The sequence below is a fragment of the Pseudoduganella sp. R-32 genome, assembly GCF_049913245.1.
GTDB lineage: Bacteria > Pseudomonadota > Gammaproteobacteria > Burkholderiales > Burkholderiaceae_D > Rugamonas.
The window spans coordinates 2817271-2844188 of record NZ_CP183987.1; the positions used below are offsets into that span (position 1 = coordinate 2817271).

A 26918-nucleotide genomic window follows, 5' to 3' on the forward strand; every position below is an offset into this window, starting at 1 on the left:
GGCCGGTCTAGAGCGCAAGGGTGATGGTTTTACCTAGTTTGTCGCCTTTGCGGCCGAAGTAAGTGATGTTGACGGTGCCCGGCGATGCCTCCATGCGCGCGAAGTTGTCGTCCGAATAAACCGGCGAGGTTCGCTTGATCTGGTAGTTGCCAGGTCCTGCGGTCTGGAATCCAGAAAAGTCGAACTGGTTTTCTTCCATGTGCGGGTAAGGCCAGTAGAACGAGGAAGAGACAATCTGGCTTATCTTCAATGTGGGCGACAGCTGTAGCTGGCAGGTAAAAGAACAGTGAACGTCGCCAGAGACGAAAGCTACCCGGCGTATGCTGTTCTTCTCGATGTGCTGCAAGATGCGGTCCCGGTCCGGTACGAAACCATCCCATTTGTCGTTCCTGTCCGATTTCATGTCGGGGATAAAAGGCACCGACGTGACAATGAACTTGTTGCGGCCCGACCCGTCGGAAAGCCAGTCAAGAAGCGCCTTCATCTGCTCATCCTTGATCATTCGGCGATTTGCCGTCGGTGTCGGGATTCGCTCAGTACGAACATCCATCACGAACCAATCGACGCAACCGTCCTGGAAGGTGTACCAGAAGTGTGTTGGCGTACCTTCTATGCGCCCTTCAGCATTGGATTCGAACAGCGGGCTATGGCTGCACTGGTATATCTGGTAAGCGTGGATGGCGTGCGGATAAAGGTTGATCCGGTCACTGGGCGAGGCATTGCTTGGCCAGTTGTTTTCGATTTCATGATCGTCCAGAATCATGTAGGTTGGTACACGCGACATCAGTTCACGAATCGAGTCCTGTGAAAATGCGGTCCGGTACCGGTCCAGGAAATCGTCGATTGCGCTTGCTGGATCGAGGAAACTCTTATCGTCGGCGTAAATCTGGTCACCTATCATCAACAAGGCATCGACAGGTTGAGGCTGTTTGGCGTCGTCAATCTGCGACAGAATGCTTCTGAAACATTTGTCGCCCCGGCTGTCAAAGATGGCGCCCCCGAACAGGCGCAACACGTAACGGCAAGACCCGACGATATATGACCGCGCGTGGTTGGCGGCTTGGCTTCCGCTATTGAAGACGCGGGCATCGGGCCATTGGAAGAGAGCGCCATCCATGCGGGCCACATCGGTCAGTTCACTCTCGGCAAAGAACCATCCTGCCTGGTATTCATACGGCGTATTCCGCGCCAGGCCCTTCAGCGCAAATACGCCGGTCATGTCGAAATGTGGCTCGAGTTTGTTGAAAATCGGGTCGGACCATTGCTTGGCTCCCGGCTTGCGATAGCGCACCGCACCGAAGCAACGCCGTGGCTGGCCATTGTCCAGTTTCAAGTCTCCGCGTAACCAGATGCGTGACTCGGCTTCGCTGGTATAGCCCACGATAGGGCCAACTGTCGGCTGCGAAAGTTGCATTTCAACTCCTTTCGTGGCGGGCGTAGGAAAAATCCTACGTCATTATTGGCCTAAAAAAGAGGCAATATTCTCACGGATCGTAACGATGGCTTAAATTCTTGACATCGTAGGACGACTGTCCTACTCTTGTCGGCATGAACAAGCAGGCAATCAGCACCCGCGAACGCATTGTCGAAACGGCCGACCGGCTGTTCTATGAGCGCGGCTACGGCCACACCAGCTTCGCCGACATCGCGGCGGCGGTCGAGCTCTCACGCGGCAATTTCTACTATCACTTCAAGACGAAGGACGAGATCCTGGCGGCCGTGATCGAATTGCGCCGGCAGAAGACGCAAGCCATGCTCGATGCCTGGGCCGCGGACTCCACGCAGCCGGCGGCGCGCATCGGCCGCTTCATCGACATGATGGCGATGAACGCGCCATCGATCCGCCGCAATGGCTGCCCGGTCGGCACGCTGTGCACCGAACTGGCCAAGCTTGAACATCCTGCGCTGCCCCAGGCGAATATCCTGTTCACGCTATTTCGCGAATGGCTGCGCGCGCAATTCGCGCAGCTGGGCAGGAAGGCTGCGGCCGATGCCGATGGCCTGGCCATGCACCTGCTGGCACGCAGCCAGGGCATTGCCACGCTCGCCAACGCCTTTGACGACGGGACATTTATCCAGCACGAAGTTTCGCAACTACACAAATGGCTGCATGCCATTTCCAACTAAAGGAGGAATCATGTTTGTTGTATCGCTCAAATTGACCGGCAGCCGCGAACAGGCCGCGCCATGGATGGCCGCACACAAGGACTGGTTGCAGGCCGGTTTTGACGATGGCGTATTCCTTGCGGCGGGCAACCTGCTGGGGCAGGCGGGCGGCGGCATCCTGGTGCATGGGCTGGAAGAGGGCGCCGTGCGTGAGCGGCTGGCGCTAGACCCGTTCGTTGCAAACGGCCTGGTGGAGGTGGAACTGACCGGCTTCACACCTGCCAAGGCCGATTCCCGGCTGCAATTCCTATTGCCTTCATAAGCGGAACCCTTAAGCGAAGCGTTTACATTTCTATTGTCCAACGTTAGGATGTTGTAAATATTTTAACGGAGGGCGGGATGTCGCAGCGTCTGACAGTCGATGGAGTGACCGTCCATGTGGATGGTGTAGGAGAGGAAGCCATCATGATGATTCATGGCTGGCCGTATGACCGCAGCCTGTGGGATGCCCAGGTCGCTGCCTTTTCTTCGAGCTATCGCTGTGTGCGGTTCAGCTTCCCCAGTCAAAGTGCCAAGGGTAGCCATACGATCGATGAAGTCGCAAAACTCTACGCCGATACGGTCCAAGCCGTGAATGGCGGCCGCCCCGTGATCCTGATGCTGAGCGACTGGGGCTGCGTGTTCGGCTACCAGTTCGCGCTGCGCTATCCCGAACTGGTGAGCCGGGTGATCAGCGTCGGCATCGGCGGCTCCAGCCAGATGACTTACCGTGCCTCGCTGGACTGGAAAACCCGCTTGCGCCTGGCCTTTGCGCACCGCCGCCTGAAGGCATCCAGCAGCACCAGCCGGGCGGCGCGCGATGCTTGCGACCGCCTGCAATTGCCGCACGCAATTACCTGGCTGCGCGCCGCCACGCCTGCCGCAGGGACGCTGCCATTCAAGCTGCGCTGGCCCATGCTGTACATCTACGGCAAGCGCAAACCGTTCCCGTTCCATACGCGCAGTTTCGAGGCGGCCGTGCAATCCAAGCCGGACAGCCGCGTGATTGCCTTCCGTAGCGGCCACTGGGTCATGCGCGAGCAGCCGGAAGCGTTCAACAGTGCCGTGAAGGGATGGCTTGAGCAGGGCCGTACGGTCTGAAATTTGCATTTCATCCCGTGTTTTTTGCGCTTCGTCGCAAGTGCAAGGCAGGGCAGGGAGGCTTTAGGTACAGTGTAACCATGGAAGCACGGAAGTAGTTCAACACTGACCTGAAGGAGAACATCATGAAAGCCCTGAAACACATGGAAGCGATCTTCGTTATTGCAGCCGCCCTGGCCACCGTCACCAGCTTTGCAACCGCCACCACTCCGGTCCTGCACGTTGCCGCCGACCCGGTTGTTGCCAAGGTGGACACCAGCATTCCAACCGTGGTGGTGGCCGCCAAGCGCCTGACCGCAGCCGAAAAGGCAGCGCTGATCTGACAGCACAACGCCGGAGGGCGTAAAACTCGGTTGTTGTGCTGTCATCTTGGTACAATTGCCCCTTTCGATTAAACCTCGTAGCGGCAGCAAAACATGATTGACATCCAACTTCTCCGTAAAGACATTGATACTGTCGCCGCCAAACTGGCGACCCGCAAGTTCCAGCTCGACGTAGCCGGCTTCAATGCCCTGGAAGGCGAACGCAAAGCCATCCAGATGCGCACCGAAGAACTGCAAAGCAAGCGCAATTCGCTGGCCAAACAGATCGGCATGTTGAAGGGCAAAGGGGAAGATGCCTCCGCCGTGATGGCCGAAGCAGCCAGCCTGCCCGAAGAACTGAAGGCCAACGAAAGCAAGCTGGCCGAAGTGCAGGCCAAGATGAATGCTTTCCTGCAGGCTGTACCGAACCTGCCGCACGAATCCGTGCCGGCCGGTGCCGATGAAACGGCCAACGTGGAAGTCCGCAAATTCGGCACTCCGCGCAGCTTCGACTTTGAAGTCAAAGACCACGCCGACGTAGGCGCGGCACTGGGCCTGGATTTCGAAACCGCCGTCAAACTGACCGGCTCCCGCTTCAGCGTCATGAAAGGCGGTATCGCTCGCCTGCACCGCGCACTGGCGCAGTTCATGCTGGACACCCACACCGACAAGCACGGCTACACCGAGTGCTACACCCCGTACATGGTCAACGCGGAATCGCTCCTGGGCACCGGCCAACTGCCGAAGTTCGAAGCGGACCTGTTCTCGGTGAAGAAGGGCGGCGCCGAAGGCGAAGGCCAGAACTTCTACCTGATCCCGACTTCCGAAGTGTCGTTGACCAATATGGTGCGCGACGAGATCGTGGCAGTCGAAACGCTGCCGATCAAGGTCACCGCCCACACTCCATGCTTCCGTTCCGAAGCCGGTTCGGCCGGCCGCGACACCAAGGGCATGATTCGCCAGCACCAGTTCGACAAGGTTGAACTGGTCCAGGTGGTGCATCCAGAAAAATCGTACGAAGCGCTGGAAGAAATGGTCGGCCACGCCGAAACCATCCTGCAGGCCCTGGGCCTGCCATACCGCGTAATGCAGCTGTGCACCGGCGACATGGGCTTTGGCGCCGCCAAGACCTACGACCTGGAAGTGTGGCTGCCGGCGCAGAACACCTACCGTGAAATTTCTTCGCTGTCGAACTGCGAAGCCTTCCAGGCGCGCCGCATGCAGGCCCGCTTCCGCAACGCGCAAGGCAAGCCGGAACTGCTGCATACCTTGAATGGCTCCGGCCTGGCAGTGGGCCGCACCCTGGTCGCAGTGCTGGAAAACTACCAGCAGGCCGACGGCTCGGTGGATATTCCAGCCGCGCTGCAGCCTTATATGGGCGGCCTGACGAAGCTCGTCGCATAAAGTTGAAAATAGCCCTTCCTTTTTTTGGAAGGGCTGCTATAATCTTGGCTCTCAACGGCGACCACCGTTAAATGCAGTACCTGGAGAGGTGGCAGAGTGGTCGAATGTACCTGACTCGAAATCAGGCGTAGGGTGTCCCCCTACCGTGGGTTCGAATCCCACCCTCTCCGCCAGAACACTGAAAAAGCCCTCGAGCGATCGAGGGCTTTTTCTTTTTCTTCGTCCATATTCGCGCAGGAGGAAGCACAATGCAGATATTCAAAGGATTTGCGGCACTGGTAAGTGGTGTTGAGAACTTTCCCGATTCTGGCGGCCTTTACACAAAGCCAAAGATCGACCGCAAAACAATTATGGATGCCGAGTTCGTAGTCATTCCGAGCATGGAGATGGAAGAGTGCATGGATGAAAAGAGCGGGTATATTCCGGAGCAGTTGGCAGGGAAAGGCTACGTCGAATGGCTGGCGGCACCGATGGTTCGTGCCGTGGTCAGTAACAAACTTCAGCACTCCCCCCTGGCATCGACGGCGGAGATTGTCGATGCCATGTTCTACTATCTTGAATACGACACCTTTAAGGATGCGTAGTTGCCGCGTGCCGCGCAGCAGGATCTTTCAAACTGAGGGACGCAAATTGGCGAAAACCTATCATGGATTTATTGCGCTGAGAAATGCAGTCGATGACATGCTTCCCGCTGGAGATCGGCTTGAGAGGGACGCGAAGGCTCCACTGCACGATATCGTTGAAGCCGTCTTTCATTTTGAGAAATACGACACCTTCAAGGATTCAGAGTACTGAGGATTAACTGTTGAGGAATGACTATGGGTGCCTGGGCCCCTGCGCTGTATTCGGATGACACGACATGCGAAGTGCGCGATGCATACATCGAAAATCTGAAGTTGGGGCGATCCGACACGGAAGCCTATGAGCAAATACTGCACGGTTATGCCGATCTGGCCGACGACCGCGAGGTCATGTGCCTCGTGTATTTCGCATTGGCGGATACAGCATGGAAGTATGGACGCCTCCACGAACATATCAGGGCTCGCGCACTTGATCTGATCGGCCAGGGTGGCGACATATCTGTTTGGGAGCGCGACGCGCCAGGTGAAGTTTCGGCACGACGAAAAGTACTGCGCACCCTGGAGGCGAGGCTGCTGTCTAAGCAACCAGAGCCCCGGCAGATCAAGGTATCAAAGCCCAAGCCGAAGAAGATCCGATGTAGCGCACCTGTCGGCTCGGTGTTTACGCTGGACTTGCCCAGCAAATACAGGGCCTTCCTGGCGTTGGTGGGGTTTATCGATCTCGGGAAAAGCGTAGATCCTGTGTTTTCGATACTGGACTGGCGCAGTCATCACCTGCCATCCGACGCGGAGCTCAATGAGGCGGCGCGAAAAACCCTCCCTGTCAAATCGGGACTTGGCGATCAAGCGCATTGGGGCATTTTCCCCAAGGACGAGCGAAAGAATGTCATGGCCTGCCTCCAGGAGACCAGGCACTCGCTTACCATCAACATGCCATACGACCCCTCGAAGGTAGTGTTTACGTATCCCGAGTCGCTCGCTGATGATATTGATGCCCACTATGCTGCCCATGGCCCGGCAGCGCGAGGAGAACCCTGAAAACTCAGAGCCTTTCGATCTGACGATTGATGGCGGCTCGCGCCCGTTCGTTTCGTTCGCTGTAACGGTCGGTCAGGTAATCGCTTCGTCCGCGCATCAGTAATGTAAGCTTGAACAGTTCTTCCATCACATCGACGACCCGGTCGTAGTAGGCGGACGGGCGCATCCTGCCCGCATCGTCGAACTCCTTGTAAGCCATTGGCACGGACGACTGGTTCGGGATCGTGAACATGCGCATCCAGCGGCCGAGCAGGCGCAGCGTGTTCACCACATTGAACGACTGCGAGCCGCCACACACCTGCATGACAGCCAGCGTGCGGCCCTGGCTTGGACGCACAGCTCCTTGTTCCAACGGTATCCAGTCGATCTGGTTCTTCATCACGGCAGTGATTGCGCCGTGCCTCTCAGGGCTGCACCAGACCTGGCCTTCCGACCAAAGGCAAAGCTCCCTCAGTTCTACCACTTTGGGGTGCGTTTCGGGCACGCTGCCAACCATCGGCAGTTCCATCGGATCGAAGATTCTGACTTCGGCGCCGAAGTGTTCGAGGATGCGCGTGGCTTCGAAGGTCAGGAACCGGCTGAATGAGCGCTCGCGCAACGAGCCGTATAGCATCAGGATGCGCGGCGGATGGTTCATGTCACCTTGCGGCGCCAGCTTGTCCAGGCTGGGAGCGTCGAGAAGCTCTGCTTTGATGTTCGGAAGTTCAGGGATGTTCATGCGTCAGTGCTTTTCGAGAGAGTCTGCAAAATCGCCGGATGCTACAGTACCGCCAACGGTGGCATCGGCGGGCGGGGCTGGGTAGAGCCAGCAAAACAATGCAGTGGCTGCGACCATGCCCGCCAACTGAGCCAGGATGAAGCCAGGCGCATCGGCGGGGCGAATGCCGGCGAAGGTGTTGCTTGCTGCGCGGGCCAGCGTCACGGCAGGATTGGCGAACGACGTCGAGGACGTGAACCAGTAAGCGGCAGTGATGTACGCGGCCACGGCAAACGGCGTGACGGCGGGGCGGCTGCGGGAGCAGCCGATAATCACGCCGATCAGGCCGAACGTGGCGATAAATTCGCTCCACCATTGCGCGGGACCAGAGCGTACATGTTCGGACGCGAAGAACAGCGCTTCACCGAACATGCCGTGCGCTGCGGCCACCCCTGCGAATGCACCGGCTAGCTGCACCGCGATGTAAGGCAGGACTTCAGCCGCGGGAACGTTGCGCTGCCAGGCTTCCGACAACGTCACCACGGGATTGAAGTGCGCGCCGGAGATGGTGCCGAACATCAGGATCAGCGCCACGAGTCCTGCGCCGGTCGCAATCGTGTTGGCCAGCAGGGCGATGGCCACATTGCCGCCCGCAAGGCGTTCGGCCATGATGCCGGAACCGACCACCACCGCCAGGAGCATGGCTGTGCCGAGTGCCTCGGCGACCAGGCGCCGGGAGAGCCTCATGGCTGCACCTTTCCGATGCGTTCCAGCTCCGCTTTCATGCGTACCGGATCCTTCTTCAGTTCCTCCAGCGGCAGTGCGAAGAAGGTTTCGATGCGGTGGCGCAGGATGCAGTATGCCTTCATGAACGCGGCGTCGATTTCTTCGCCGGTGCCGGTTGCATGGGCCGGGTCTTCAACGCCCCAGTGGGCGCGCATGACAGGGCCAAGGTAGGCGGGGCAGGTTTCGCCTGCGGCGCTGCCGCAAACGGTGATCACGATGTCTGGGGTGACCGGCAGCTTGTCCCAGGACTTGCTGTGATAGCCCTCGGTTGAGATGCCTTCGCGCTCCAGCAATGCCAGCGACCGTGGGTGGACGTAACCAGCAGGCTTGCTGCCTGCGCTGATTGCATGCCAGCCAGCAGGGGCGAGGTGGTTGAAGGTGGCTTCGCCGAGGATGGAGCGGCAGGAGTTGCCGGTGCAGAGGATCAGGACGTTCATGGTTTGCAGGAGTTGAGATTGTTGGAAGGGGCGCAGCTTTGTCCGCCGCAGCAGTTGTCGGTCAAGAAGGAAAGCACGCCGTTCATGGTGTCGAAGTTGGCGCTGTAGATGATGAAGCGGCCTTCCTGTCGCGGCTCGATCAAGCCCGCATTGGTCAGCTCTTTCAGGTGGAACGACAGCGAGGACGGGGCAATATCCAACTGCTCGCCGATCTTGCTTGCTGCCAGGCCTTGCGGGCCGGTCTGGACCAGTAGCCGGAAGGTGTTGAGCCTGGACTCTTGCGACAGCGCCCCTAAGGCGGCCAATACAGCTTTCGTTTCCATGGTGCGGCTTTCTTTAAAGGGTTGGCCTGATTATGGCACAACGATACGACAGTTCAAAGAATATCGAAATATCTTGACAGCTTGATGACATGGGCGCTAACCTTTGTTCGTAGATTGACGAATCGCTTGATGAATATGCTTAGCTGCTGCACCTCCAACCCCAAAACTGACCTGCCCGAGCTGGATGCCGACGAGGTGGCCATGCTGTGCAAGGCGTTGGCGCATCCTGCTCGCGTACAGTTGTTGCGCTACCTGGCAGCGTACGGGGCTTGCTACTTTGGCAGCCTGGCCGATGTGTTGCCATTGGCGCCCTCGACCATTTCGCAGCATGTCACCATCCTCAAGCAGGCAGGGCTGATTCTTGGTTCCGCCGACGAACAGCGCGTCTGTTATTGCGTCAATCCCGAACGGCTGGAGCAGTTCAAGCAGTTGATCGGCAGCTTGTAAAAAATTTGCCTCTTTATTCGTAATTCGACGAACTTCGAAAGGAACGCATCATGGTGCAATTGAATGATCTCCCCGTCGCTGTGCTGGGAGCTGGCCCCGTCGGTTTGGCTGCCGCTTCGCACCTCTTTCAGCGCGGCCTGCGCCCAATCATCTTTGAGCGTGGCGCTGAAGCAGGCGCCAACCTGAATACCTACCGGCATGTGCGCTTGTTCTCGCCATGGCAATACAACATCGACAAGGCCGCGCGCCAGCTGCTGGAGCGTCATGGTTGGGAGGCGCCTGCCAACGATGGCTTGCCGACCGCAGGCGAGTTGCTGGACTTCTATCTTGCACCGTTGTCGAAATTGCCTGAGTTGGCTGGTGCGCTAAAGCTTGGCCATAAAGTTATCCAGGTAACGCGCAAAGGCTTTGACAAGGTCAAAAGCCGCGGCCGGGAGTTGGCGCCGTTTGTGATCCGCGTGGCGGGGCCAGATGGTGAGGCAGACTACCTGGCGCGGGCAGTCATTGACGCTACTGGCACGTGGTCAAACCCGAATCCGCTCGGCGCCAACGGCATTCCGGCCCTGGGTGAGAAGGAACTGCACGACCGCATCGCTTACGGCATGCCGGATGTGGCGGGCGGGCAGCGATCCGACTACGCAGGCAAACGCACCTTGGTCGTAGGTGCAGGCCACTCTGCAGCCGGCACCTTGCTGGCGCTGGCTGAGCTGGCAGAATCCGTTCCTGGCACATCGATTGTCTGGGCGACGCGCGGCGATCAACTGGCTCGCGTCTTCGGCGGTGGCGAAGCTGATGGACTCCCGGCTCGTGGCCAGCTTGGCCTACGGCTCAAGGCATTGCGCGACTCTGGCAAGCTGGAGCTGCATACCAATTTCCGCATGGTCGCGTTGCAGGAGGGGGCTGGAGCTATCACGGTTGTCGGTGACAAGCCCGATGGCCAGCAGCAGGTGATCAACGAAGTCGATCGTATCGTCGCAGCGACAGGCGCGCGCCCGAACCTGGACCTGACCCGTGAAATGCGTGTTCGGCACGATCCTTGGCTGGAAAGCACGGATGCGCTGGCTCCGCTGATCGACCCGAACGAACATAGCTGTGGCACCGTGCGTCCACACGGGCACCGGGAGCTGGCCCACCCCGAGGCGGGATACTACGCAGTCGGCGCCAAGAGTTATGGCCGTGCGCCGAACTTCCTGATGGCGACGGGTTATGAGCAGGTGCGTTCGGTCGTGGCGAGCCTGGCCGGCGACATGGCTGCTGCCGATGACGTTCAACTGGACCTGCCGGAAACTGGCGTGTGCAACACGCGCCTCGCGTATGAAGGCGAGGCCGAACCAGGCGACGGCTGCTGTGGTGGTCCGGCCATCGATGCCGGCACGGCGTGCTGCGCGCTGGACGAGGCGGAAAAGGCCAAAGGGCAGCCTGGTTGTTCGACGTCCGCCGCTTGCAGCCCACGGCCGAAAGCAGGCGCGTGCTGCGCATAAGCCGGGGAGGTACCGTGATAAAGACTTTGCTCGCACGCTTTTTCCTGCCAATGGCGCTGGCTCTGAATGCCGGAGTGTTCCTGGTGGCCAGGAAAATTGGCGGAAGCCTTGAACTTGCGGTCGTGATCCCGAGCGCTCTGATTCTCGCCGCTGCGGGATTCGCAGAGCGGAGCATGACATACCGCCCTGATTGGAAAACAAGGCAGGGCGACCTGAGTACGGACATCACCAGCGCGGCGCTGCTGTTTGCCGTGGTCGATCCGTTACTGAAGTGGCTGCTGCCGGTACTGGTGCTGGCGCTGGTGGGGGCGCAGGCGGCGGAGATTGGTGCTGCCGTCTTCCCCGCCGATTTGCCCTTCGCCACGCAAGTGCTGGTTGCCACCCTGTTGGCCGAGTTCACGAGTTATTGGTCGCACCGCTTGCATCATCGCCTGCCTGCACTGTGGTGGCTGCATGCCCTGCATCATGGCAGCCAGCGCCTGTATTGGCTTAATAACTTCCGCATCCACCCCTTGAACCATGCCATCAACTACATGCTGGGCTTTGCACCGCTTCTGTTAATCGGCACGCCGCCGGACGTGGTGCTTGGCTACCTTGCGCTGACTTATCCCGTCTTGATGACGCAGCATGCGAACCTGCCGCTACGGAGCGGATGGCTGAACTATGTGTTCAGCACCAACGAAGTCCACCGTTGGCACCATGCTGATAACGCCAGGGACGGCGACCGGAATTTTGGCCGTGCTTTGGTGCTCTGGGATATGGTGTTTGGCACCTACCGCTATCATGCCAAAGGCAATGATCCTGCTGCGGTGGGCCTGTATCGGCCGACCACGTATCCGGCCAGGTCGTCTTTCGCAAAGCAGGTCTGGTCGATGTTCTTGCCTGGCTGCTGCAAGGCTGCGCACTGAAGGAGGTGAGATGCAAATTCGGAAGCCTGTTGCAGTTCTGGCGGTAACGCAGGTAATTTCATGGGGAATGTTGTACTACGCCTTCGGCGTCCTGGCGAGCCGGATCCAGGCCGACCTGGCGCTGACGGCGAGTCAGACTTTTGGTGCATTCTCCTGGAGCGTGCTGGTGGCGGGGCTTGCCGCTACGCCGGTCGGTATTGCGATTGACCGGCATGGCGGTCGCTGGATCATGGTGGCGGGATCCATGGCCGCTGGTTTGGGCTTGTGGTGCCTTGCGGTTGCCGGGTCGTACGCCGCCTATATGGCCGCCTGGACCTTGATTGGCGCTGCAATGTCGCTCACCCTGTACGAGGCAGCCTTTGCAACGCTGAATGGCTCCCTCGCCAATGATGCTGCAAGGGCCATATCGACAGTCACCTTGCTGGGCGGCCTCGCCAGTACGGCATTTTGGCCACTGACCGAGGCCTTGGCGGTGCGTTTGGGCTGGCGAGATACGTTAACGCTCTATGCGCTTGTGCAACTGCTGGTTTGTGCGCCATTGCATTGCCTTCTTGGCGGCGCGCACCAGCATAAAGCGTCCGCATCGCGTCACGCCGGTGCGACGCTGAAGCAAGCCATCCGACAGCCACGATTCTGGCTACTGGCCGCAGCTTTTGCGATTAACGCATTCATCTTTGCTGCGATTTCCGTGCACCTGATCCGCGTCATGCGGGCCTTGGGACATTCGATGGAGCTTGCCTTGATGCTGGCGGCGTTGATAGGACCTATGCAGGTGGCGGGACGGCTTATCGAACGCACCTGGGGCAGCGGAAGGCCGCCGACGATCGTGGGGATCTATACGTTCGCAGCATTGCCGGTGGCGCTGTCCGCGATTGCTGCATTTGGAAGCCAGGCATGGGGTGTTGCTGCTTTCTGCCTGCTGTATGGACTCAGCAATGGGGTGCTTACCATTCTGCGCGGGACGCTGCCGGCAGCGATGTTCGGCCGTCTGCATTACGGGGCGATATCCGGCGCGCTTGCGGCGCCGGCGCTGCTGGCGAAGGCCAGTGGGCCGCTAGTGCTGGCAATGTCGTTTGACGTGATCGGCCCTCGTCAAGTACTGATTCTCCTGCTCGCGATGTCGCTCATTTCCTTCGCGGTGTTCACGCAGGCCATCCGGAAACGCGTCCGCCATTCAGTGGCAGCGGTGTAGCGCCAGGAGCGTGACGGCCAATCAGCAAACGTCGCCGGTAACGCGGCGTTCCACCAGCACGACATCGCGCCAGACGCCGTGTAACTGCCCCATCCTTTCCCTTCGGCCGACCTGGCGGAACCCGACGCTTGCATGCACAGCCAGGCTCGCGACATTCTCCGGAAATATGCCGGCTTGCAAAGTCCAGAAACCGTATTGTTCCGAGGCCGATACCAATTCCCGCATCAGGGCCTTGCCAACCCCTTGTCCGTGGGCAGAGGGCGTTACGTAGACACTGACTTCAGCTACGCCGCGGTAGACCGGGCGAGCCGATATCGCCGCCAGGACTGCCCAGCCGACGATGGAATCGCCTTGCACGGCAACCAGGCGGCAGGCCTGCAAATGGTTGGCGTCCCATTGTTCCCAGTCTGGTGCTTCGGTCTGAAAGGTCGAATTTCCGCTGGCAATACCTTCGAGATAGATGCTGCGGACCGCAGGCCAATCCTCCGGACGCATGGGGCGTAACGTTATTTCTGGCATTTGACCCTCGATCTTTCATCAGGTGCGCTCAGCGCGGCGTGCAAGGTTTGCAAAGCATTGCGCAGCGCGGCCCTTTGTGCAGGTGGAACATCCGCTAGCAAGCCTTCTACATGTTGATTCAGTTGGAGATTCAAGGAAGCAGCGCGAGCTTTGCCTTTGGCTGTGAGCGACAGCATGACACTGCGTCTATCGCGCTGGCTCGGTTCCTTCGACAGGCATCCTTCCATGCAAAGGCCGTCCACAGCTCGGCTGATCCATGCTTTGTCCAGGCCGAGGCGATTGACCAATGCTTGTTGTGGCAGGGGCGTTTCGCGCAGCAATTCGTTGAGTATGTGGCAGCGTACCGTCTGTCCACCGTCCATGCACCCTGCGTTTTCTCTTTGGTCGCGAACGAATAGGCGCACGACGTCGCGGAAAAGCTGAGCAGTGTTTTCGTTGGTACTCATGGCGGATTGGTTGTGTTAGTCAACCAATTTTAGTTTTTGCACCAACTGGTAGTCAAGAACAACTAAATTCCCGGCGCCGGTGCTGGTCACAGGATCATCCGACAGGTATCTTGACTCGCCATTTGCCTTTGCCCCAGGTGGTCTGGACGGCCTGGCGGCAGATCACATCGACACTGTTCCTGGCGCCGTCCCGCCATTCGACGGCGAGGGGGACCGCGCATTTGGGCACCTGGGTCTCATTTGCCGGGTATCCGGCCTTGCGGTTAGATTTGCGCCGCGCGTTTTCGCGGCGTACGAATGTGCTCGCCGCTTTGTGGATATGGTAGTTCAGCTGCTCGCTCTCGCTGTAGATGTCGACCGCGGCCTTCCAGGTGCGCTTGTAGGCCGATGGATCGGTGCGGTCGCAACTCACCGTCACGCTTTTCCGGGCTTCGTATATGGCCCAGGTCGCGCCCAGGGGAACGAGGCAGGGTTCAAACATCATCCTGATATCGGGGCCGAGTGGCCGCCAGTCGGTCTTGTCGCGGATGTTCTGCTGGTCCAGGAATCGCTTTGCGGCCGCCTGGATCGCGCACAGTTCGCGCTCCGGGCCGCCGTTTTCGGGGCGATAGTAGGGCGGCTCGCAAACTACTCCACCTGCCCAGGAGGGAAGGGCCATGAGCAGCACGGCGCCCCCAATCGCTGATCTTAACAGTCCTGGCAAACCTCCTCCTTTGTCGTCGTCCTGCCGCCCGGCGAGAGTTTGGGTATTATTATCAATCCGACCCGCTACCACCAACACTTTTGAGCCTCGACATGACCTCTGCTCCGCAATTCGACTCCAGCCTGCCCCTCGACATGATCATCTTTGGCGGGGTGGGCGACCTCGCCATGCGCAAGCTGCTTCCGGCGCTGTATATGGCGCACCTGCATGGCAACCTGCCGCCCGGGACCCACATCATTTCCACCGGCCGCCAGGACTACGACCGCGCGGCCTACCTGGCCTTCGTCGAGGACCATTCGCGTCCCTTCATCAGCGGGGAGAATTTCACGGACGAGGCCTGGCGCAGTTTCCTGCAGTTGCTGGAGTTTGTGCGGGTCGACGTGGAAAAAGACGGCATGGCGCCGCTGGCCAAGGTCTCGCGTCCTGGTGCAGAACGGGTTTTCTACCTGGCCACGGCGCCGTCGCTGTTTACCACCATCTGCGACAAGCTGGCCGAAGCCGGCCTGGTTGACCGCAACGCGCGCGTGGTGCTCGAAAAGCCGCTTGGCCGCGACCTGGCGTCAGCGGTAGAGATCAACGAAGCGGTCGGCAAGCATTTCGAGGAATCGCAGATTTACCGCATCGACCACTACCTGGGCAAGGAAACCGTGCAGAACCTGATGGTGCTGCGCTTTGGGAATTCGATCCTGGAGCCGCTGTGGCGTGCGCCGAATATCACCAGTGTGCAGATCACGGTTGCCGAAGAAGTCGGCGTGGGCAGCCGCGCTGGCTTCTACGACAGCGCCGGCGCCATGCGCGACATGGTGCAGAACCACTTGCTGCAGCTGCTGTGCATCGTTGCGATGGAACCGCCTGCCTCGCTGGCGCCGGATGCGGTGCGCGACGAGAAGCTCAAGGTCCTGCGCTCGCTGCGCCGCTTCAGCCTTGCCTCGATCGCACGCGACACCGTCCGGGGCCAGTACGTGCGCGGCGTGAGCGGCAACCAGGAAGTGCCGGGCTACCTGGAGGAGCGCAACGTGCCGGAGGGCAGCAGCACTGAAACCTTCGTGGCGATGCGCGCTTACGTCGATACCTGGCGCTGGTCCAAGGTACCGTTCTACCTGCGTACCGGCAAGCGCATGGCGCGCCGCTCGTCCAAGATCGTGATCGAATTCGCCAACCCGCCGTTCCCGCTGTTCCCTGAGACGCCGGGCGGGGTAGCCAACCGGCTGGTGATCGAACTGCAGCCGGAAGAAGCGATCAAGCTGCAGCTCATGGCAAAGCAGCCCGGCAGCGGCATGCAGATGCAGCAGGTGGCGCTGAACCTGGACCTGCAATCCGCATTCTCGCAGCGCAGGGCCGAAGCTTACGAGCGCCTGCTGATCGACGTGGTGCGCGGCCGCCTGACCCACTTCATGCGCCGCGACGAACTGGAAGCTGCATGGGAATGGGCCGATCCGATCATCAACGGCTGGAACGCCCTGGCCGAGAAGCCGAATCCTTATGCTGCCGGCACCTGGGGCCCGTCCGAATCGTTCGCGCTGCTGGCGCGCGATGGCTTCAGCTGGGTAGAGTAGGCCGCGCGAGGCGGTCTTTTACCGCCGCGGCATAACGTTCGCTGACCGGCAGTTGCGCACCGCCGGCCAGCGTCAGTTCGTGGCTTCCTTCCTGGAGCTGGCGAACGGCCAGCATTTCGCTGCTGCGCACCAGGATGCGGCGGTGAATACGAAGGAATTGCGCCGGGTCCAGGTAGCGCTCCAGCTCCGTCAAGGTGCTGCGGTGCAGGAAGGTACGCTGCGGCAGGTGCAGTTCCACATAATTTCCCGCGGATTCGATCCACAGCACTTCCGACAGGTTGACCCGGTCTATCCTGCCGACCGAGCGCACAGCCAGTTCGGTCCAGTAGCCGGGGCGGGGATCGACGAAGCCGCGCAGGGCTTGCGTGTATGCGGCGCGCTGGTCGAGCAGCTTGGCGGCGCGTTCGAGGGCCTGCTGCAGCCGGCGTTCATCCACTGGCTTGACGATGTAGTCGAGCGCGTGGACGTCGAATGCTTCCAGGGCGTGACCCCGGTGTGCCGTCACGAACACGATCAAGGGCGGCAGTTCGCGCCGGCTCAGTTCAAGCGCAAAGTCGAGTCCCGACTCCACCGGCATTTGCACGTCGAGCAGCACGATATCCGCACCGCCGGTTTCCAGGAACGCGCGTGCGGCCGAGGCGCTGGCGCATTCCGCCACGATCTCCCATCCCGGCAATGCCTCCAGGGCAAAGCGGAGGTTGGTGCGGGCGTGCGCCTCATCGTCCACGATCAGCGCTTTCACGGCTGCGACCTCCAGGGAAGGGAAAGCTCCGCGAGGAAGCGGCCGCCGGCGCGCGACGTCGCCAGGGTGGCTGCATCGCCGTAGGCCAGCTGGAGGCGCGCGCGAATGCCGCGCAGGCCAATGCCCAGGCCTGCCGAAGGTGCAGCGTGCATGCGGTCCGGATTCGATACTTGTACCGTGAGCCGGTCACCATGCCGTGTGAACGCCATGTCGATATCGCTGTCGCCTTCATGGCATTCAAGATCGTGGCGCAAGGCATTTTCGACCAGCGGCTGCAGCAGCATTGGAGGGCAATCGATGCCGTCGTCCAGCAAATGCGCGCCCGCAATGCGTACCTTCAGGCGCTCGCCGAAACGCAGGCGCTGCAAGTCCAGGTAGCTGCGGACAAATTCCAGCTCCTTGCCGGCTTCCACCCAATCGCTTTCGCTGCTCGTCAAGGCATATTCCAGCAGGTCGCCCAGCCGGGACAGGCCGTCCAGTGCGAGCGCCTTGTCGTCCATGCGCACCAGGGCGCCGATCGCGCTCAAGGTGTTGAAGATGAAGTGCGGTTCAAGCTGGCCGCGCACGGCGGCCAAGCGCTGGCGTTCAAGCGAAAGCAGGGCCTGGGCCAGTTGCCGGTCTTGCTGCCGGCGCTGGCGCCACAGCAGTAGCGCCACCACGACGCCAAAAGCCATCGTCAGCAGCACGTACTCGATAAACCACTCGAGTTTGTCCATCGTGGCCACGTAGGTCCAGGCGTTTCCAAAGGTCGGGTCGATGTCGAATTTGACGCAGCGGCGGAATGCCAGACCAAGCATTGCAGTGGGCCAGCCTACTGCGAGATAGGCAAGGTAGCCAAGGCCGACGCGGCGCATGCTGGTGAGCCATTCCGGATGGCGACGGTAGACCATGTACAGCATATAGCTTTGCAACATCATCGCCGAGTAGCCAACCCACCAGCCGGCGGTCATCTGCCAGTAGCTGCGGGTGTCGCCGCTTTCGATACGGTCGCCGTATGTGGTGATGCCGGCCAGCGCGCAGACCAGCGTCCACAGCGCGAAGTTGGCCAGCAAGGCGCGCAGCCAGGATGGCATTGAATGTAGTCGGTCCATGGCGCGGCAGTATAGCAGCCGCCCTTGGGCATTCGTCCCGGCGGGCCGGGTGTTCGTCACACTCCGTATCGGCTTTCCCGAGGTTTCGCCAACAATGCGCATCGTTCTTTTACAACCGGGTCTTTACGATGCGAATATTGCTTTACTTGCTCCTGTTTCCCCTTTGCGCCAGTGCCGAAAGCGACGTGGTGAGTGTCGAGGTCAAAGCGGCCAGCACCTTGCAGCAACGCCGCGATGATGGCGCGGGCCGGGTTATCGTTTCACGCGATGAGCTGTTACGCTATGGCGATCCCACCTTGTCCGAGGCCCTGCGTCGCCAGCCCGGAGTTACGGTAAGCGGGGGGCAGGTGCAGTTGCGGGGGCTGGGCGGCGGGCGTACGCAATTCTTGCTGAATGGCGAACCGGCGCCGCCCGGATTCTCGCCGGAGAACCTGGCGCCGGAGCTCGTCGAACGTATCGAGATCCTGCGCAGTGCAACTGCCGACAGCAGCACCCAAGGCATCGCCGGCAGCATCAATATTGTTTTGCGCCGAAGCACTGGGCGGGCCCGGTCGCTGGCCTCACTGGCCGGCAAGGACGCTGGCGCCGGCTGGTCTCCGGAAGCGTCGTTCGACCTGTCGCGTCCCGGCGAGGTTTATTCCGGCAACGTGGCGATACAGGCCACACGCGGAAAGAGCGCACAGGCAAGCAGCATTTTCGAGAGCACCTTGTCGGCCCGGCGCCAGACTGCCGAAGCGAACTTCTTGGCCACGGAGCGCATAGGCCTGGCGCCGCGCCTTAATTGGAAATTCGACGGCGGAACGAAGGTAGCCTGGCAAGGCCTGCTGGACCATGTCCGCAATCGCAACCGTGGCAGCAGCGGGGAAACTGCGCTGCTCGGCGCATCGAGCGATTTCCCGGTGAGCGCATACAGGGCCGATGCCCGCACCGGCATCGCGCGCAGCGATATCGAGGCCAGTCATCGTCTTGGGGACGCAAACCGCATCGATTGGAAGGCTGGCCTGGCGCATAACCGGCGCAACAGCGACTATCTTTTCACCGGAAGTGACGCGTCAGGCGATGCGGCCTGGCTGCGCCGCGTGATTTCCAGCGCGTCGGACGATAGCGCCAGCAGCAGCGGAAAATGGCGTCTGGGAGGCAGCAGCGGACATGTACTGGCGGCAGGGTGGGATGGTTCGGTGGCGCGGCGTTCGGAATGGCGGCGACAGGAGGACGCCAGTGCGGCAGGCGAGCCGCTTGGCGAGCTTGACCAGCGTTACATCGCCCGCGTGCGGCGCTTTGCCGTGTACGCCCAGGATGAATGGACGGTATCGCCCGGATTTGAGGCATATATCGGCCTGCGCTGGGAAGGGCTGCGCACGATGACCAATGGACGCGACCTGGCGGACGTGCGCAAGAGCACCGCCGTCTGGAGTCCGGTGGCGCATTTGCTCTGGCGCTTGCCCGGTTCGCGCGACCAGCTGCGGCTTGGCCTTGCGCGCAGCTACAAGGCGCCCAATACGCGCGACCTGGTGCCGCGCCGTTTCACCGTCAACAATGGCAACGGCCCCGCCAATCCCGATGTGCAGGGCAACCCGGCCTTACGCCCGGAGCTGGCATGGGGAATCGATGCCGCTTACGAACGCTATTTCGGCCAGGACAGCATGGCCAGCGTGGCTGCATATCATCGGCGCATCGCCAATGTCATAGAGTCGGTTCTTTTCGAAGACAAGGGAAAATGGGTGGCGACACCAGGCAATATCGGCGGGGCCGTGGCCCACGGCCTGGAGTTTGACGGGCGCCTGGCTTTGGCGGCGGGGACGACGGCGCGAATAGGCGTCGCGCGCAATTGGTCAAAGGTGGATTCGGTGGCGTCGCCCGGCAACCGGCTTGGCGAACAAGTGCCGCTTACCGTCAACGCGGGTGTCGATATTCGCTTCGGAGCGGGAAAGACGGCGGGCTTCAACTGGAACCTGCAAAAGGGCGGCCTGTCGCATCTATCGGCCTCGCAGTGGAGCGGGCGAGGCACAGAGCGCCGGCTGGACTTGAACGCCGCCTGGCAATTGCGTCCGGGGCTGACCTTGCGCGCCACGGCTGGCAATGCATTGAAGCCCGATACCCGCAATACGCAAATTTTCGAGGACGGCCGCCACGATTCCTTGCGAAGCGTGACAAGCAGTGGGCAGCGCACGTTCAAGCTCGCTGCGGAAGTCGCGCTATGACGCTACAATTGCGGCCGTCTAAACAAGTGGAGTAGGGAAATTAAGAAGCTTGCACTGATCTTTGCACTGATTTGCACTCATTCATACGCAGACACGGTCATCGGCGTTTCCGATGGGGACACGCTGACTGTGCTGAGCAAGGGCCGTCCGGTCAAGGTTCGCCTGGCGAATATCGATGCGCCGGAAAAGAAACAGTCTTTCGGCGCGCGTTCGAAGCAGTCGCTGTCGGACCTTTGCTTTGGCCGCGACGCGACGCTCGACTCGGGGAAACAGGATCGTTACGGACGCACCGTGGCCGTCGTCCATTGCGGCGACGTCAACGCCAACGTGGCGCAGGTGCGCAAAGGCATGGCCTGGGTCTACCCCCAGTACAACCATGATCCTTCGCTGCCGGCAATCCAGGCTGCAGCGCGCAGCTCCCGGGTCGGTTTATGGGCGGAACGCGAGCCGCTCGAACCCTGGTTGTTCCGCAAGGAGCGCAAGGCGCGCAGCAGCTACCTGAACTAGTGGACTGTGCCCTGCGCGCCGCCCTGCAGCCGCCGTCAATCTGTTTTACTATTATCCGCCTGACGACACCCAACTCAAGAGGACCAAGATGGCGGAATTCAAATTGCACTGCTTTGCTGCTTCCGGCAACTCGTACAAGGCAGCCCTTTTCCTGGCGCTGGCCAACGCGGACTGGGAGCCTGTGGTAGTGGACTATTTCGGCGGCGAGACGCGCACGGAAGGCTGGCGTGACAATCTCAATGAAATGGGAGAGATTCCGGTGCTCGAGCACAAGGGGCTGAAGATCAGCCAGTCCGGCGTGATCCTCGACTACCTGGCCGAGGTGACCGGCAAATTCGGTCCTCGCACCGATGAAGAGAAGCGCGATATCTGGCGCTGGATCCTGTTCGACAACCACAAGTTCACCAGCTATTACGCGACCTTGCGCTTCATGTACGGCCTGCAGAAGACCGGCGACACGCCCGTCACCCAGTTCCTGCGAGATCGTGCGATCGGCGCTTATCGCATCGTCGACAAGCACCTGGCCGCCAACAAGTTCCTGGTTGGCGACCGCCTGACCATCGCGGACCTGTCGCTGATTGGCTATGTCTACATGCCGGAGGAAACCGGGATCGACCTGGCTGAATTCCCGCACATCGAAGCGTGGAAACGGCGCATCAGCGACTTGCCTGGCTGGCGCCACCCGCACGAGCTGATGCCTGGCAAGAAGGCTTTCTAAGCCCAGGCGGTTTATTGCCCACTACAGCAGGAAGGAATGAACTTTTTCGCGGCATGCCGGTATTAACCTGCATTGTGATTATTTGAGGATCCCGACATGCCACAACATTCCCGCCTGCTCATTCTCGGTTCCGGTCCTGCCGGTTACACCGCCGCTGTCTACGCTGCCCGCGCCAATCTGCAGCCAACCCTGATTACTGGCCTCGAGCAGGGCGGCCAGTTGATGACCACGACCGACGTGGAAAACTGGCCGGCCGACCCGCTGGGCGTGCAGGGGCCGGATTTGATGCATCGCTTCCGCGACCATGCCGAGCGCTTCGGCACCCGCTTCATTTTCGACCATATCCACACCACCCACCTTGATGAGCGACCGATCCGGCTGGTCGGCGATGCCGGTGAGTACACTTGCGATGCCTTGATCATCGCCACCGGCGCCTCGGCCCAGTACCTGGGGCTCCCCTCGGAGCAGGCATTCATGGGACGCGGTGTGTCGGCCTGCGCCACTTGCGACGGTTTCTTTTACCGTGGCCGCGAAGTGCTGGTAGTGGGCGGCGGCAATACCGCGGTGGAGGAGGCGCTTTATCTGTCGAATATTGTGGCGCGCGTGACCCTGGTCCACCGGCGCAGCCGGTTCCGCGCAGAACCAATCCTGGTCGACCGCTTGATGTCGAAGGTTGCCGAGGGAAAGGTTGTCCTGAAACTCGACACGACGCTGCACGAAGTCCGGGGCGACGATGCCGGAGTAAGCGGCGCGGTACTGCGCGACGCCAGCGGTGAACTGGAAGCGCTGGCGGTGCACGGCGTCTTCATCGCCATCGGGCACAAGCCCAATACCGGCATCTTCGAAGGCCAGCTGGCGATGCGGGACGGCTACATCAGGACGAAGTCCGGCCTCGACGGCATGGCAACCCTGACCTCGATCGACGGCGTGTTTGCGGCGGGAGATGTGCAGGATCACATCTACAGGCAAGCAATTACGAGCGCGGGGACAGGCTGCATGGCGGCACTGGATGCACAGCGCTACCTGGAGCAGCTTTCCAGATAGGCCGGGCAGGGCGTCAGGGTTCTTCGGCCAGGAAGGCTTGCATCGCCCTGGTCGGCCTGCCGTCGTCGCCCCAGGCGCTGAGCGGGTATTTGCTCCAGCTGCGCGCGCCCAATGGTTCCCAGTAGATCACGCCCAGGCCCTTCTGGTTGGGCACCGCCTTGACCTTGCGCTGCACGGCGACCAGCATCTCATACGTGTTTTGCGGGCGTTTGTCTTCGCCGCCCACCTCCACGATCATGACTTCCTTGCCGTAGCGCGCGGCCATGTCGTTCATATTGCGGGCAAGGGCGTCGATCGACTTTTTGTAATCCGGCTTGCCGGGCAACCAGTAGGGGTAGTACGACATGCCGATCACGTCGTAGCGTGCGCCGTTGGCCCTTGCATTGTCGAACCAGGTCCTGAAACGCTTGCTGTCATTGCCGCGGTCCAGGTGCAGGATCACCTTGGATGCCGGGCTGACGGCCTTGATGGCATCGTAGCCCTTGTTGATCAGTTGCGCCAGTTGCGGCCAGTTCCTGGTGCTGCCTTCGGGATAAATCATCCCTCCCGGCGTTTCATTCCCCACCTGCACCCATTCCGGCGCAACGCCAGCCGCCTGCAGGGCGGACATGACGTCATAGGTATAGCTGTAGACGTCTTCCAGCAGGCGCGGGAAGTCGTGGCCTGCCCAGGCAGCGGGCTTGTTCTGCTTCGACGGATCGGCCCAGCTATCGCTGTAATGGAAGTTGATCATCACCCGCATGCCCATCTTCTGCGCGCGAACGGCCATGGCCACGGTTTCGTCCTTGCTGTTGTGGCCATTCGTCCTGTCGTCAGAAGGATTGACCCAGGTGCGCAGTCGCACCGTATTGATGCCGTGGTCCTTGAGGATTTGCAAGGCGTCTTCCTGCTTGCCCTGTTCGTCATGGAACTTGTAGCCGGTGGCTTCCATTTGCTGGAGCCAGCCGATGTCGGCTCCCTTGGCAAATTCCCCGGCTCCGGCAGGCGTCGCGATTGCAAGGAGCAAGGCAAGCAGCGCACCAATCTTCTTCATCATCCTCTTTCGCTAATTTTGGTGGCACAATGCTAGACCAAGGACATGCTTCGCAGGTATGACGAAACTGGTGCGGGCCATGCAGGATTGATATGAGACTTTGATCGAGGTTTCAAGATGAAGACATCCCATCAGTTGAGCGAACTCCTCGAACAGCGCTTTCTCAAGAACATGGAGCGCCACCAGGAACTGGCATGGAGCGCAGTGCAGGCACGCCTGGATGCGCATCCAGGCAAGCTTCGCGTACTCGAGGAAATGGAACGTACCGGCGGCGAGCCCGATGTCGTGGGCATGGACGCCGCGACGGGTGAAATCGTGTTCTGCGACTGTTCGCCGGAAAGCCCGACAGGGCGGCGCAGCCTGTGTTTCGACCAGGCCGCACTGGATGGCCGCAAGGAAAACAAGCCTTCCGGCAGCGCGCTGGAAGCGGCAAAGGCGACCGGCATCACGCTGCTGACCGAGGCCGAGTACCGCCACCTGCAAACGCTGGGTGAATTCGACCGCAAGAGTTCAAGCTGGGTGCAGACGCCAGCCGACATCCGCAAGCAGGGCGGCGCCCTGTTCTGCGACCGGCGCTACGGCCACGTCTTCCTGTACCACAATGGCGCCGAGTCGTATTACGCGGCGCGCGGCTTCCGCGGCATCCTGAGGGTTTAAGGCGGCAGGTAGCGTTCCAGCGTTTGCATCATCTCGTCGATATCGAGGGGCTTGGGAATGAAGTCGTCCATTCCCGCCGCCAGGCAATCGGCGCGTTCGGATTCCATGACGCCTGCCGTCATCGCCACGATAGGCAGCTTCAGGCCCAGTTTCTGGCGGATGATGCGGGTCGCCGTGTAACCGTCCATGACCGGCATCTGCACATCCATCAGGACCAGGCGGTAGGCCTCGGGCGAGGCGCGCAGGATGCGCACCGCTTCCTCGCCGTTGCCGGCGACATCGATGGTAGCGCCGGCGCGCTCCAGGATGCCGACTGCGACAAGCTGGTTCATCGCGTTGTCCTCCACCAGCAGCAGGCGGCCGCTGATGCGCAAGGCCGGCGCTGCATCCGCCTGCACCTCATGCAGGTCGGCCTTGTCCAGCACCTCGTGCACGGTATCGTACAGGGCGGACGCGGTAATCGGCTTGGTGAGCAGGCCTTCTCGATCGGCATCGTCTTCGAGCATTTTGCTGCGCTCGTAGGCGCTCACCATGAGTATCACGGGAACTGCCGGCCCTTGCGCATGGCGCAGCGATTCGATATAACGCTGGTCTTCGCCGGGCACGCTCCAATCGGCGAGTATCACGTCATAAGGCAAGTCGCGCTGGGCGGCGAGGGCGAGCATCTTCTCCACCTCTGCCCCGGAGGAGGCAACGTCGACGCCCCAGCCCCAGGCTTGCAGCGTCTTGGACAGGTAGACGCGGCTGGTGAAGTGGTCGTCCAGCACCAGCACGCGCAGCGGCCGTGCGCCCGCGCCGCTTGGCGCCTGCTGCTGGCCGGCTGGCACGGCGCCGAAGGGCAGGGTGACGGTGAAGGTGCTGCCTTCGCCCGGCCGGCTTTCAAGCGCGATGCTGCCGCCTTGCAGTTCGACCAGGCGCTGGCAGATCACCAGCCCAAGCCCGGTGCCGCCGAATTTGCGGGTGACGGATTCGTCGGCCTGGGCAAAGGGCGCAAACAGGTTGGCCTTTTGTTCCGCCGAGATGCCGATACCGGTATCGCACACGATAAAGCGCATGACGGAGCGCTGTTCGTCGCACTCCGCGCATTCGACCTTCAGGCTGACTTCACCCCTTGCCGTGAACTTGATGGCATTGCTGGTGAGGTTGACCAGCACCTGTTGCAGGCGCAGGGGATCGCCGAGCAGCATGCGCGGAACGTCCGGCTCGACGCCGATGGCCAGTTCCAGCTCCTTCTCGCCGGCGTTCACGCTCATGATGGTGGATACCGCGTGCAGTACCGCGTCAAGTTCGAAGCGGGTCGTATTGAGCTGGACCTTGCCGGCTTCGATCTTGGAGAAGTCGAGGATGTCGTTCAGCAGTGCCAGCAGGGATTGCCCCGAAGTGCGCAGCATCGTCAGGTAGCGCCGCTGCTCCAGCGACAACGGGGTGGTGGTCATCAGATGCGCCATCCCCAGCACGGCATTCATCGGCGTGCGCAATTCGTGGCTCATGTTGGCGAGGAAGGAACTCTTGGCTGCATTGGCTGCCTGCGCTTCCTTGACCGCCTCGCGCAAGGCTTCCTGTGACTTCTTCAATTCCGTCACGTCGCGCAGGACGCCGACGAAACGGTATTTGCCCTCGTCGCGGATGGCGCTGATGGTCAGTTCAATGGTGAACTGGGTGCCGTCCTTGCGCAATGCGGGCAGTTCGACGGCGCCTTTGCCGATCACGTGCGGCTCGCCGCCCGAGAGGAATCGCCGCATGCCATGCTGGTGCGCGGCGCGTATCGACTCCGGCATCAGCATCTGGATGCCGGCGCCGACGGCTTCTTGCGCTGAGTAGCCGAAGATTTCGCTGGCAGCGCGGTTGAAGGTTTCGATCCGGCCTTGCTCGTCGATGGTGACAATGCCTTCCCCGACGCTGTCGACAACAGTGCTGATGCGCACGTTGGCGTCCTCGAGCTGGTCGGTGCGTTCGTGGATCAGGCTTTCAAGCTGCCGGATCTTGCCGCTGATGAACCAGGCCAGGCCGAAGCCTGCCAGCAGAAGCGCCAGCACGATCCAGGTAAGCCAGGTGACGGAGGCCAGCAGCTCCTGCAAGATGGTGGCGCGCGGCACGCCGACCGCGACGGCCCAGCCGCTGCGGCTGGAGCGGGTGAAAATCGTGTACACCGGGATGCCTTCCAGCGTCGTGGACTCGAACACGGCTTCATCGGTCTCGCCCAGCCGCTTGACCAGGGCGTCCGAGCCGGGCTTGCCGACAAAGCGCTCCGGTTCGTGGGTGCGTGCAATGATCACGCCTTTACGGTCGAAAATGGCAAGCACCCGATCCCTGGGCAGGGTTCCGGAAGCGAGGACGCGCCCCAGGTTGCCGGGCTGGTAGCCAACCGAAAGGCAATAGACGACCTGGCCGCCCCGTATGACCGGCACGTGGACCGCGACCAGGGGCTTGCCGGTAACGCCGCCAATAAAGACGTCCGACACCACGACTTGCCCCGTTTCGAACACGCGCTGGATACGTTCGCGGCTGCCGGGGTCGGGAATCTGCTGGCCGAAGGGGAGCAGCGTGTTGAGGAGCTGGACCGAGTCGCGCGTGCTGAGCACGATGTTCGAACCGGGAAAGCCGGCATTGACGATATTGACCGCTTTGCGGTGAAAGCTGGCCAGGTCGCCCTGGTCGAGTTCCGCCGACATGGCCAGCGCCCTGGCCGCAGTGATGCCGAGGTCGAGATCGCGGTCGACCGCCTGCATCATCGAGCGCACGACGAACAGGGAATCGCGCTCGACCTGGGCCCGTTCGCGGGTATAGAAGTGCTGGATCAGCAGGCCGAAGCCCAGGGCCGCGGGGAGGGCGCATGCCAGCACGAGTGCAAACAGCATG

The 26918-nt window shown here is 61.1% G+C and carries 29 protein-coding genes and 1 tRNA gene; 18 read left to right on the forward strand and 12 right to left on the reverse strand.

What is annotated here, in order from left to right; genetic code table 11:
* Positions 1-7: 7 nt before the first annotated feature.
* Positions 8-1414, reverse strand: a complete 1407-nt coding sequence (locus tag ACN9MU_RS12975) for an alkaline phosphatase D family protein (protein ID WP_426322792.1) — start codon at positions 1412-1414, stop codon at positions 8-10.
* Positions 1415-1548: 134 nt separating this feature from the next.
* On the opposite strand from ACN9MU_RS12975, the gene ACN9MU_RS12980 reads away from it, so the two are divergent.
* From ACN9MU_RS12980 to ACN9MU_RS13015, 8 genes are all read left to right on the forward strand, one after another.
* Positions 1549-2127, forward strand: coding sequence for a TetR/AcrR family transcriptional regulator (locus ACN9MU_RS12980; protein WP_426322794.1), 579 nt, complete (start codon positions 1549-1551; stop codon positions 2125-2127).
* Positions 2128-2137: 10 nt separating this feature from the next.
* A complete protein-coding gene (locus ACN9MU_RS12985; RefSeq protein WP_426322795.1) occupies positions 2138-2428 on the forward strand; it encodes a YciI family protein in 291 nt (96 codons plus the stop codon).
* Between the two features lie 77 nt (positions 2429-2505).
* Complete coding sequence (locus ACN9MU_RS12990; protein ID WP_426344678.1) at positions 2506-3246, forward strand: alpha/beta fold hydrolase; 741 nt, start codon at positions 2506-2508, stop codon at positions 3244-3246.
* Between the two features lie 125 nt (positions 3247-3371).
* Positions 3372-3569, forward strand: a complete 198-nt coding sequence (locus ACN9MU_RS12995; RefSeq protein WP_426171144.1) for a hypothetical protein — start codon at positions 3372-3374, stop codon at positions 3567-3569.
* Positions 3570-3662: 93 nt separating this feature from the next.
* Positions 3663-4952, forward strand: a complete 1290-nt coding sequence (serS, locus tag ACN9MU_RS13000) for a serine--tRNA ligase (protein WP_426344679.1) — start codon at positions 3663-3665, stop codon at positions 4950-4952.
* A gap of 82 nt (positions 4953-5034) precedes the next feature.
* A tRNA-Ser gene (locus ACN9MU_RS13005) sits at positions 5035-5125 on the forward strand.
* 75 nt (positions 5126-5200) lie between these two features.
* Complete coding sequence (locus ACN9MU_RS13010) at positions 5201-5536, forward strand: DUF7716 domain-containing protein (protein ID WP_426344680.1); 336 nt, start codon at positions 5201-5203, stop codon at positions 5534-5536.
* A gap of 234 nt (positions 5537-5770) precedes the next feature.
* A complete protein-coding gene (locus tag ACN9MU_RS13015; RefSeq protein ID WP_426344681.1) occupies positions 5771-6571 on the forward strand; it encodes a hypothetical protein in 801 nt (266 codons plus the stop codon).
* Positions 6572-6575: 4 nt separating this feature from the next.
* On the opposite strand, the gene arsH is transcribed toward ACN9MU_RS13015, so the two are convergent.
* Genes arsH through ACN9MU_RS13035 form a run of 4 tightly spaced genes read right to left on the reverse strand, consistent with a single transcriptional unit; the run spans position 6576 to position 8814 of the window.
* Positions 6576-7289: an arsenical resistance protein ArsH gene (gene arsH, locus ACN9MU_RS13020; RefSeq protein WP_426344682.1), complete on the reverse strand. Its 714-nt coding sequence runs from the start codon at positions 7287-7289 to the stop codon at positions 6576-6578.
* A 3-nt stretch (positions 7290-7292) separates the two neighbouring features.
* Positions 7293-8015: an aquaporin gene (locus tag ACN9MU_RS13025; RefSeq protein WP_426344683.1), complete on the reverse strand. Its 723-nt coding sequence runs from the start codon at positions 8013-8015 to the stop codon at positions 7293-7295.
* A complete protein-coding gene (locus ACN9MU_RS13030) occupies positions 8012-8491 on the reverse strand; it encodes an arsenate reductase ArsC (RefSeq protein WP_426322807.1) in 480 nt (159 codons plus the stop codon). Before ACN9MU_RS13030 ends, ACN9MU_RS13025 begins: the two co-directional genes overlap by 4 nt.
* On the reverse strand, positions 8488-8814 hold the full coding sequence (locus ACN9MU_RS13035) for an ArsR/SmtB family transcription factor (protein WP_426344684.1): 327 nt from the start codon (positions 8812-8814) through the stop codon (positions 8488-8490). Before ACN9MU_RS13035 ends, ACN9MU_RS13030 begins: the two co-directional genes overlap by 4 nt.
* A gap of 129 nt (positions 8815-8943) precedes the next feature.
* Here ACN9MU_RS13035 and ACN9MU_RS13040 point away from each other — a divergent pair, with 129 nt between their 5' ends.
* From ACN9MU_RS13040 to ACN9MU_RS13055, 4 genes are all read left to right on the forward strand, one after another.
* Positions 8944-9261, forward strand: a complete 318-nt coding sequence (locus ACN9MU_RS13040) for an ArsR/SmtB family transcription factor (RefSeq protein ID WP_426171158.1) — start codon at positions 8944-8946, stop codon at positions 9259-9261.
* A 50-nt stretch (positions 9262-9311) separates the two neighbouring features.
* Positions 9312-10742, forward strand: a complete 1431-nt coding sequence (locus tag ACN9MU_RS13045; protein WP_426322812.1) for an NAD(P)-binding domain-containing protein — start codon at positions 9312-9314, stop codon at positions 10740-10742.
* A 173-nt stretch (positions 10743-10915) separates the two neighbouring features.
* Positions 10916-11650, forward strand: a complete 735-nt coding sequence (locus tag ACN9MU_RS13050) for a sterol desaturase family protein (RefSeq protein ID WP_426322814.1) — start codon at positions 10916-10918, stop codon at positions 11648-11650.
* Positions 11651-11660: 10 nt separating this feature from the next.
* Positions 11661-12842, forward strand: coding sequence for an MFS transporter (locus ACN9MU_RS13055; protein WP_426322816.1), 1182 nt, complete (start codon positions 11661-11663; stop codon positions 12840-12842).
* A 21-nt stretch (positions 12843-12863) separates the two neighbouring features.
* Here the strand turns inward: ACN9MU_RS13055 and ACN9MU_RS13060 are convergent, their stop codons facing one another.
* From ACN9MU_RS13060 to ACN9MU_RS13070, 3 genes are all read right to left on the reverse strand, one after another.
* Positions 12864-13337 (reverse strand): GNAT family N-acetyltransferase, encoded by a 474-nt coding sequence (locus ACN9MU_RS13060; protein ID WP_426344685.1) that lies wholly within the window; start codon positions 13335-13337, stop codon positions 12864-12866.
* An 11-nt stretch (positions 13338-13348) separates the two neighbouring features.
* Positions 13349-13807, reverse strand: coding sequence for a MarR family winged helix-turn-helix transcriptional regulator (locus ACN9MU_RS13065; protein ID WP_426337436.1), 459 nt, complete (start codon positions 13805-13807; stop codon positions 13349-13351).
* Positions 13808-13901: 94 nt separating this feature from the next.
* On the reverse strand, positions 13902-14474 hold the full coding sequence (locus ACN9MU_RS13070) for a hypothetical protein (RefSeq protein WP_426344686.1): 573 nt from the start codon (positions 14472-14474) through the stop codon (positions 13902-13904).
* A 128-nt stretch (positions 14475-14602) separates the two neighbouring features.
* On the opposite strand from ACN9MU_RS13070, the gene zwf reads away from it, so the two are divergent.
* A complete protein-coding gene (gene zwf, locus ACN9MU_RS13075) occupies positions 14603-16066 on the forward strand; it encodes a glucose-6-phosphate dehydrogenase (RefSeq protein ID WP_426322824.1) in 1464 nt (487 codons plus the stop codon).
* On the opposite strand, the gene ACN9MU_RS13080 is transcribed toward zwf, so the two are convergent.
* Together ACN9MU_RS13080 and ACN9MU_RS13085 are read right to left on the reverse strand one after the other, a co-directional pair.
* Entirely contained in the window at positions 16050-16808 is a 759-nt protein-coding gene (locus ACN9MU_RS13080) for a LytR/AlgR family response regulator transcription factor (RefSeq protein WP_426344687.1), read from the reverse strand. The two genes, zwf and ACN9MU_RS13080, sit on opposite strands and share 17 nt — an antisense overlap.
* Complete coding sequence (locus ACN9MU_RS13085; protein WP_426344688.1) at positions 16805-17881, reverse strand: sensor histidine kinase; 1077 nt, start codon at positions 17879-17881, stop codon at positions 16805-16807. The genes ACN9MU_RS13080 and ACN9MU_RS13085 overlap by 4 nt, the downstream gene beginning before the upstream one ends.
* Before the next feature lie 155 nt (positions 17882-18036).
* On the opposite strand from ACN9MU_RS13085, the gene ACN9MU_RS13090 reads away from it, so the two are divergent.
* The 4 genes from ACN9MU_RS13090 (at position 18037) to trxB (ending at position 22369) form a co-directional block, all read left to right on the forward strand.
* Complete coding sequence (locus ACN9MU_RS13090) at positions 18037-20100, forward strand: TonB-dependent receptor plug domain-containing protein (RefSeq protein WP_426344689.1); 2064 nt, start codon at positions 18037-18039, stop codon at positions 20098-20100.
* A gap of 129 nt (positions 20101-20229) precedes the next feature.
* Positions 20230-20607: a thermonuclease family protein gene (locus tag ACN9MU_RS13095; protein ID WP_426171174.1), complete on the forward strand. Its 378-nt coding sequence runs from the start codon at positions 20230-20232 to the stop codon at positions 20605-20607.
* A gap of 88 nt (positions 20608-20695) precedes the next feature.
* The gene (locus tag ACN9MU_RS13100; protein ID WP_426344690.1) at positions 20696-21325 is read left to right on the forward strand and encodes a glutathione S-transferase family protein; all 630 of its coding nucleotides are present in this window, start codon (positions 20696-20698) and stop codon (positions 21323-21325) included.
* 96 nt (positions 21326-21421) lie between these two features.
* Positions 21422-22369 carry a thioredoxin-disulfide reductase gene (gene trxB / locus ACN9MU_RS13105; protein WP_426171177.1) on the forward strand — a complete coding sequence of 316 codons (948 nt, stop codon included), beginning with the start codon at positions 21422-21424 and terminating at the stop codon, positions 22367-22369.
* 13 nt (positions 22370-22382) lie between these two features.
* On the opposite strand, the gene ACN9MU_RS13110 is transcribed toward trxB, so the two are convergent.
* A complete protein-coding gene (locus ACN9MU_RS13110; protein WP_426344691.1) occupies positions 22383-23405 on the reverse strand; it encodes a glycoside hydrolase family 53 protein in 1023 nt (340 codons plus the stop codon).
* Positions 23406-23519: 114 nt separating this feature from the next.
* On the opposite strand from ACN9MU_RS13110, the gene ACN9MU_RS13115 reads away from it, so the two are divergent.
* Positions 23520-24059 (forward strand): DUF4256 domain-containing protein, encoded by a 540-nt coding sequence (locus ACN9MU_RS13115; RefSeq protein WP_426344692.1) that lies wholly within the window; start codon positions 23520-23522, stop codon positions 24057-24059.
* Here the strand turns inward: ACN9MU_RS13115 and ACN9MU_RS13120 are convergent.
* Positions 24056-26917, reverse strand: coding sequence for a response regulator (locus ACN9MU_RS13120; RefSeq protein ID WP_426344693.1), 2862 nt, complete (start codon positions 26915-26917; stop codon positions 24056-24058). The genes ACN9MU_RS13115 and ACN9MU_RS13120 overlap by 4 nt on opposite strands.
* Position 26918 lies beyond the last annotated feature (1 nt).